The organism is Arenimonas sp. (assembly GCF_035312645.1).
GTDB lineage: Bacteria > Pseudomonadota > Gammaproteobacteria > Xanthomonadales > Xanthomonadaceae > Arenimonas.
The window spans coordinates 1-7,042 of the sequence record NZ_DATGBO010000092.1 but is presented as its reverse complement, the minus strand read 5'-3'; the positions used below and the strand labels follow the sequence as shown (position 1 = coordinate 7,042).

Below are 7,042 nucleotides of genomic sequence, written 5' to 3'. Positions count from 1 at the left end.
CTCGGCGGCTTCGTCGCCTGGCGCGTCACCCGCGGCGAGTAGGCGATGACCTTCGTGGCGCGTAGCATCCAACATTGAACAGGAGATCCGCATGAGCGACCAACCCGATCGCGCCGAGGCCGAAGCCGCCGTCCGTGTATTGCTGCGCTGGGCTGGCGAGGATCCCGCTCGCGAAGGTCTGCTCGACACGCCCAAGCGCGTGGTCGAGGCGTATCGCGACTGGTTTTCCGGTTATGCCGACGACCCGGCGGAGTACCTCGCGCGCACGTTCGAGGAAGTCGCCGGTTACGACGAAATGATCGTGCTGCGCGACATCGAATTCGAATCGCATTGCGAGCACCACATGGCGCCGATCATCGGCAAGGCGCATGTCGGCTATCTGCCCGACGGCAAGGTGGTCGGCATCAGCAAGCTCGCACGCGTGGTCGAAACCTATGCGCGGCGTTTCCAGGTGCAGGAAAAGATGACCGCGCAGATCGCCCGTTGTATCGAGCACGTGCTGCAACCGCGCGGCGTCGCGGTGGTGGTCGAAGGCGCGCACGAATGCATGACTACGCGCGGCATCCACAAGCGCGGCGTCAGCATGGTCACCTCGAAGATGATCGGCGCCTTCCGCGAAGACGCGCGCACGCGCGGGGAATTCCTGCAGTTCATCGGCATGACGCCGGGACGCTGACCCGCGAAAACGGTCATGGTCGCGTCGCATCCTTGACCGGGCATCCATCAGACCAACGCTTCCGGAATATCATCACCGCAATGGCTACCCCCGACCTCACCGTGCAGACCCTCCAGGCGCAGCTCGAACAGGCCCGTCAGGATGTCGAAGACGCCGAACACGCGCGCGACGCCGCCAATCTCGCGCGCATGAAGGTCGCCGGGCAACTCAACACCTTGCAAAAGGCGCTGGCCGCGGCGGCACCGGAAGGCAGCGACGCGAAGGATGCGCAACAGGCGGCACTGGCGCGTATCGGCTGGCTGGCCACGCACGGCACGCTCGATCCTGCCGCGGCGACCGCCGCCAAGGAAGCCGAGATGACTGCGCCGATGCCCAGCCGCGCGGTGCTCGAAGCGGTGATCGCCGGCACCCGCAGTTTCACCAAGGAACAACTCGAATTCAGCGTCGGCGAAGTGATGGTGCTCACCGGCTGGCAACTCACGCCGATTGAGTTGATCGAAAACGGCGAAGTCTGGATGGCCGAGCAGGTGTTGAAGAATCAGGGCGCCGCCAGCGAATAAGCGCGGCGCCCGATATCCGCCTTAGTGCGTGGCGGTGGCGCTGCCCGTCGCCGGCTTGCTCTTTATTGTTGATGGTGTCGATGGCTGCGCCGCCGGCGCCATCAGGCCATGGCTGAAGCGATAGCTCGCCGTCTGGTAGTAACTGACCGCCTGCAGTTCAAGCTGCCTGTCCACCGCCAGGCTCGCCTGCGGCAGATCCTGCAGGTATTGCGGCCGCACCGCATCGATGTGGCGATGTGGCGCGAGTTCGATCAGCTGATCGTTACGCAGATAACCCAGGCGCTGGTAGTTGCCGATGAAGGCACGCTCGTGGCCGCGCGGCAGCTGGAACAGGTCGACGCCGTAGAAATGGCTGCGGTAGTCCATGCCAAGCAGGCCGAGAACGGTGGGGCCGATGTCGATCTGCGCGATCATTCGATCCACGCGCGCCGGCGCGATGTGTTTGGGCGCATAGATCCACAGCGGGATGTGATAGCGGAACACCGGCAATTGCGCGATGCCGCCGCTGGACGCGCAATGGTCGGCGGTGATCACGAACACGGTGTCGTCGAACCATGGTTTGCTGCGCGCGCGCCGGATGAAATCGCCGATCGCCCAGTCCGTGTACTTCACCGCGCTGTCGCGCAGGCCTTGTTCGCCGACGATACGATTTTCCGGAAACGTATACGGCCGGTGATTGGACGTGGTCATGATGTGCGCGAAAAACGGCTTGCCGCCGGCATGCGCCTGGTCGAACTTGGCGAGTGCGAGCGTGTACAGATCCTCGTCAGCGACGCCCCAGATATTGGCGTGGTGGATGCTCGCTTCCGGAATCTCGCTGCGGTCGTAGACCCGGTAGCCGTTGTGGCCGAAGAAATAGTTCATGTTGTCGAAGGCGCCGTAGCCGCCGTACAGGAACTGCGAGTCGTAACCCTTGGCGTTGAACACGTCGGCGAGACTGGGCAGGCCTTCGTTGTGCTCGCGTTTGACGATCGATTCGCCTGGCGTCGGCGGCACCGATAGCGCCAGCGCTTCCAGCCCGCGCACGGTGCGCGTGCCTGAGGCATACAGCTGGCTGAAGAACAGGCTCTGGTCGGTGAGCTTGTCGAGTTCCGGCGTCAGGCCGGGTTTGCCGCCGTAGCTTGCCGAATAGAACGCCGACAGGCTTTCGACGCTGATCAGCACGACGTTGAGTCGGCGCTCGGGCGCGGCGTTGTGGATATCGCGGCGGATGTCCTGCGGGTCGGCACTGACGAAAGTCGCATCGGGCGTGGCGAGTTCGTTATGCAGTTCGGCAAAGGCCACCGGCAGCGGCACGGTGCGATAGAAGCGGTCGTAATCGAGATTGCTGCTGCGGAACGCCGCGAAGAATTCGTAGATGCCGTTGCCCGACAACTCATTCACGTACTGGTTGCCGCTGCGGTCCTTCATGTCGCCGCTGACCAGCAACGTGCCGAGCACGGTGACCAGCAACCAGCCCAGCATCACTTTGCTGCGCCCCACGAAGCGGGTGCCGGTGTCCTGCGCTTTCCAGAAGCGCCGGCCGAGCGCGAAACCGGTGAGCGCAACCAGCGCCAGGCCCGCCAGCATCCAGCCGATCGGATAGGACTCGCGGATATTGCCGATCACCTCGTTGGTATAGACCAGGTAATCGACCGCGATGAAGTTGAAACGCGTCTGGAACTCCTCCCAGAACGTCCACTCGGCCATCGCCACGAACAACATGACGAACAACATCGCCAGGCACAGCAGCGCGACCGTACTGCGCCCGAAGCGCGACAACAGCCAGCGCGCCGGCAGCAGCCAGAGCAACAGCAGCAACGGCGAAACAAAATAAACAAAGGTGAGCAGGTCGTAGCCCAGGCCAACGAGGAAGGCGGTGGCCCAATACGCCGGCGAGGCCGGAACGCCGCTACCGATCGCGATCAGCAAGGCCAATCGCGTCAACAGCGAGATGATCAGGAAACACGAGCCCAGCCACAGGATTGGGCGGAAGCGTTGCCACAAGGGATTTTCCGATGTCACAGCGGGACTCCTGACTTCGTCGCTAGCAGGCGAACGAAACCGGCGGATCCGGTGGCGCAGTCTGGACGGGGATTGTAGGGCAGGGGTGACGGCGCCACAGTGATTGTCGACACGGTCTGGCGCTTTGTGGGTCACGGATCGCGCAGTACGGGTAGCGGTGACGCGAAAAAGAAAGGCCCGCATCGCTGCGGGCCGCTTGCTCTCATCGCATGCGCATGGTCACGCCGCTGTCCGCTCCGCCGCAGGGTCACGCCAGGTATGCATCAAGGCATCCCACTTCGTGCGGACCTTGCCGACGTGGTCTTCCTTGACGTGGCCATAGCCGCGGATGTGTTCCGGCAGGCGGGCGATCTCGACGGCCAGCGAATGGTTGGACACGGCCAGGCTGGTCAGCAATTCATCGATGGTGTTGCGGTAGTCGACGATCAGCTGCCGCTCCATGCGTCGTTCTTCGGTCTTGCCGAAGATGTCGAAGGCGCCGCCGCGCAGGAATTTCAGGCGCTTGAGCAGCTTGAACGCGGTGAACACCCACGCGCCGTATTCCTGCTTCACCAGGTGGCCGTTGCTGTCCTTCCTGCTGAACATCGGTGGCGCAAGATTGAAGTGCAGCTTGAAATCGCCGTCGAAGGTGTCGCGGATGCGTTGTTCGAAATCGCCGGTGGTGTACAGGCGCGCGACTTCGTATTCGTCCTTGTAGGCCATCAGCTTGAAGGCGTAGCGCGCGACCGCCTCGGACACGCCGGTCAGACCGGGCGTGCGTTCCTGTTCGGCGCGCCGCACCTTCTGCAGGAAGCCGGTGTATTGCGCGGCGTAATTCGCGTCCTGGTATTCGCTGAGGAATTTCGCGCGCAGGGCGATGGTTTCGTCCAATGACTTCGCGAGTTTGCCTTCGCTGACGAAGGCGGCGCTGGTCGCCAGCGAGCTGGTTCCTGCAAAAGAAGCGGCGGTCGGTGCAGCAACAACGCCGGCAGCGCGCTTCACCGTTTCGATATCGTGCGCGGCCAGGCGGCCCCAGGCAAACGCCTTGCGATTCATTTCGACGGCGGCGCCGTTGAGTTCGATCGCCCGCATCAATGCCTCGAACGACACCGGCACCAGGCCTTGCTGCCAGGCATAGCCGAGCATGAACAGGTTGGTCGCGATCGCATCGCCCATCAACGCCAGTGCGAGTTCGCTGGCGTCGACTACGGCCGGGTCCTTGCCGCCGAGCGCGGTCTTCACCGCAGTAATGATCTCGTTTGCCGGGAACTGCAACTCGGTGTTGCGCGTGAACGTACCCGGCATCGCCTCGTAGCTGTTGAGCACGACGTGGCTGCGGTCGGCGCGGATCTTCGACAGCGCCCAGTAATCGTTGACCACGACCATGTCGCAACCGAGCACCAGATCGACTTCGCCGGCGGCGATGCGCACGGCGTTGATGTCGGACGGATCTTTCGCGATGCGCACATGCGTGGTGACCGCGCCGCCTTTCTGCGCGAGGCCGGTCTGGTCAAGCACGCTGCCGCCTTTCTTCTCCAGATGTGCGGCCATGCCCAGCAACGCGCCGATGGTGACGACGCCGGTGCCACCGATGCCAGTGATCAGGATGTTCCAGGGTTCGCTGAGATCGGACTTGAACGTCGGCATCGGCAGCACGTCGAAATTCACTTCGCTGCCCGTGCCTTTCTTCTTCTTGAGGCCGCCGCCGTGCACGGTCACGAAGCTCGGGCAGAAGCCCTTCACGCAGCTGAAGTCCTTGTTGCAATTGCTCTGGTCGATGCCGCGCTTGCGCCCGAATTCGGTTTCCAGCGGCAGCACCGACACGCAGTTGGAGGTCACGCCGCAGTCGCCGCAGCCTTCGCAGACGGCCTGGTTGATCATCGTGCGCTTTGGCGGATCGATCATCTTGCCGCGCTTGCGGCGGCGGCGCTTTTCCGCAGCGCAGGTCTGGTCGTAAATGATGATGGTGACGCCGGGTAGTTCGCGCAGGCGCTTGGACACGGCATCGAGTTCGTCGCGATGCAGGAATTCCACGCCGTTCGGGAAGATCTCCGGCTGCGACCATTTTTCGATGTCGTCGGAGAGTACGACGATCGTCCGCACGCCTTCGCTGCGCACCTGGTGCGCGATATCGGGCACGGTCAGCGTGCCGTCGACCGGCTGGCCGCCGGTCATCGCCACCGCATCGTTGTAGAGAATCTTGTAGGTGATGTTCACCTTCGCGGCGATCGACTGCCGGATCGCCAGCGAACCAGAATGGAAATAGGTGCCGTCGCCGAGGTTCTGGAACACGTGTTTTTCGTTGGTGAACGGCGCCTGCCCGCTCCAGGTCACGCCTTCGCCGCCCATGTGCGTGAAGGTGTCGGTCTTACGATCCATCCACGTGACCATGTAATGGCAACCGATGCCGCCGAGCGCGCGCGAACCTTCCGGCACCACCGTCGAAGTGTTGTGCGGGCAGCCGGAGCAGTAATGCGCGGCGCGCGGGAAGGTCGCGCGCGGAAGCGCGAGTTCCTTTTCTTTCGCGGCGAGGAAATCGAGGCGCTCGCTGATGCGCTCGCTGGTGAAGAAACGCGACAGGCGCTTGGCGATCACGCGGGCGATACGCGCCGGCGTGAGTTCGTTGGTGCTGGGCAGGATCCATTCGCCGCTCTCGTCGTATTTGCCGACGATGCTCGGGCGATGCTCCCAGTTGAACATGTATTCCTTCATCTGCGACTCGATGAAGCTGCGCTTTTCCTCGACGACGATGATGTCCTCGAGGCCGCGGGCGAAGTCGCGGATGCCTTCCGGCTCCAGCGGCCAGGTCATGCCGACCTTGTAGACGCGGATGCCGATGTCTTCGGCGGCCTTGTGGTCGATACCGAGGTATTCGAGCGCCTGCAGCACGTCGAGGTAGCTCTTGCCGGTGGTGACGATGCCCAGGCGCGCGCGCGGGGAATCAAAAATCGTCTTGTCGATGCGGTTGGCGCGCGCGAACGCGATCGCCGCTTTCACCGCGTACTGATGCAGGCGCATTTCCTGGTCCAGCGGCGGATCCGGCCAGCGGATGTTCAAGCCGCCGACCGGCATGTCGAAATCACCGGGCAGCAGGATGTCGAGCTGATGCGGATTGACGTTGACCGAAGCCGAGGACTCCACCGTCTCGGCGATCGTCTTGAAGCCGACCCAGCGACCGGTGTAACGCGACATCGCCCAACCCAGCAGGCCCATGTCGAGGATGTCCTGCACGCCGGCGGGATTGAGCACCGGCATCATCGCGCTGACGAATTCGAGCTCCGAACCATGCGGCAGCGTCGACGAGCGGCAGGCGTGATCGTCGGCTGCGAGCGCGAGCACGCCGCCATTCGTCGATGTGCCGGCCGCATTGCCGTGCTTGAACACGTCGCCGCAACGATCCACGCCCGGACCCTTGCCGTACCACATGGAAAACACGCCGTCGTATTTCGCGCCCGGGAACAGGTTGGTCTGCTGCGAGCCCCAGACCATGGTCGCGCCGAGATCTTCGTTCAGGCCGGGAATGAACTCGATGCTCGATGCCGCGAGATGCTTCTTCGCTTTCCACAATTCCAGGTCGAACCCACCGAGCGGGCTGCCGCGATAGCCGGAAATGAAGCCGGCGGTATTCAGGCCGGCGGCGCGGTCGCGCATTTGCTGCATCAACGGCAAGCGCACCAGCGCCTGGACGCCGGACAGATAGATGCGGCCCTCGCTGCGCGTGTACTTGTGCTCGAGGGTGTAATCCGGGTCGAGCAGCGGCGTGGCGACGGTGGGGGCGGGAACGGACATGGCGAGGCCTGCGCAGAGATGAAACAAAGACCGG

At 63.5% G+C, this 7,042-nt stretch carries 4 protein-coding genes; 2 read left to right on the top strand and 2 right to left on the bottom strand.

Annotation, left to right across the window (positions count from 1 at the left end):
• The first annotated feature begins 85 nt into the window (after positions 1 to 85).
• Together folE and VKM35_RS08525 are read left to right on the top strand one after the other, a co-directional pair.
• Positions 86 to 676, top strand: a complete 591-nt coding sequence (gene folE, locus VKM35_RS08530) for a GTP cyclohydrolase I FolE (RefSeq protein WP_324320394.1) — start codon at positions 86 to 88, stop codon at positions 674 to 676.
• An 80-nt stretch (positions 677 to 756) separates the two neighbouring features.
• Positions 757 to 1,236 carry a hypothetical protein gene (locus VKM35_RS08525; protein ID WP_324320392.1) on the top strand — a complete coding sequence of 160 codons (480 nt, stop codon included), beginning with the start codon at positions 757 to 759 and terminating at the stop codon, positions 1,234 to 1,236.
• 21 nt (positions 1,237 to 1,257) lie between these two features.
• Here the strand turns inward: VKM35_RS08525 and VKM35_RS08520 are convergent, their stop codons facing one another.
• Both VKM35_RS08520 and VKM35_RS08515 read right to left on the bottom strand, forming a co-directional pair.
• Positions 1,258 to 3,222 carry an LTA synthase family protein gene (locus VKM35_RS08520; protein ID WP_324320390.1) on the bottom strand — a complete coding sequence of 655 codons (1,965 nt, stop codon included), beginning with the start codon at positions 3,220 to 3,222 and terminating at the stop codon, positions 1,258 to 1,260.
• A gap of 237 nt (positions 3,223 to 3,459) precedes the next feature.
• Complete coding sequence (locus VKM35_RS08515) at positions 3,460 to 7,008, bottom strand: indolepyruvate ferredoxin oxidoreductase family protein (RefSeq protein ID WP_324320388.1); 3,549 nt, start codon at positions 7,006 to 7,008, stop codon at positions 3,460 to 3,462.
• Positions 7,009 to 7,042 lie beyond the last annotated feature (34 nt).

Bases quoted from the DNA above. Each gene is read 5' to 3' on its own strand.
- VKM35_RS08525 (WP_324320392.1), top strand. From the start codon at position 757: ATGGCTACCCCCGACCTCACCGTGCAGACCCTCCAGGCGCAGCTCGAA.
- VKM35_RS08515 (WP_324320388.1), bottom strand. From the start codon at position 7,008: ATGTCCGTTCCCGCCCCCACCGTCGCCACGCCGCTGCTCGACCCGGAT.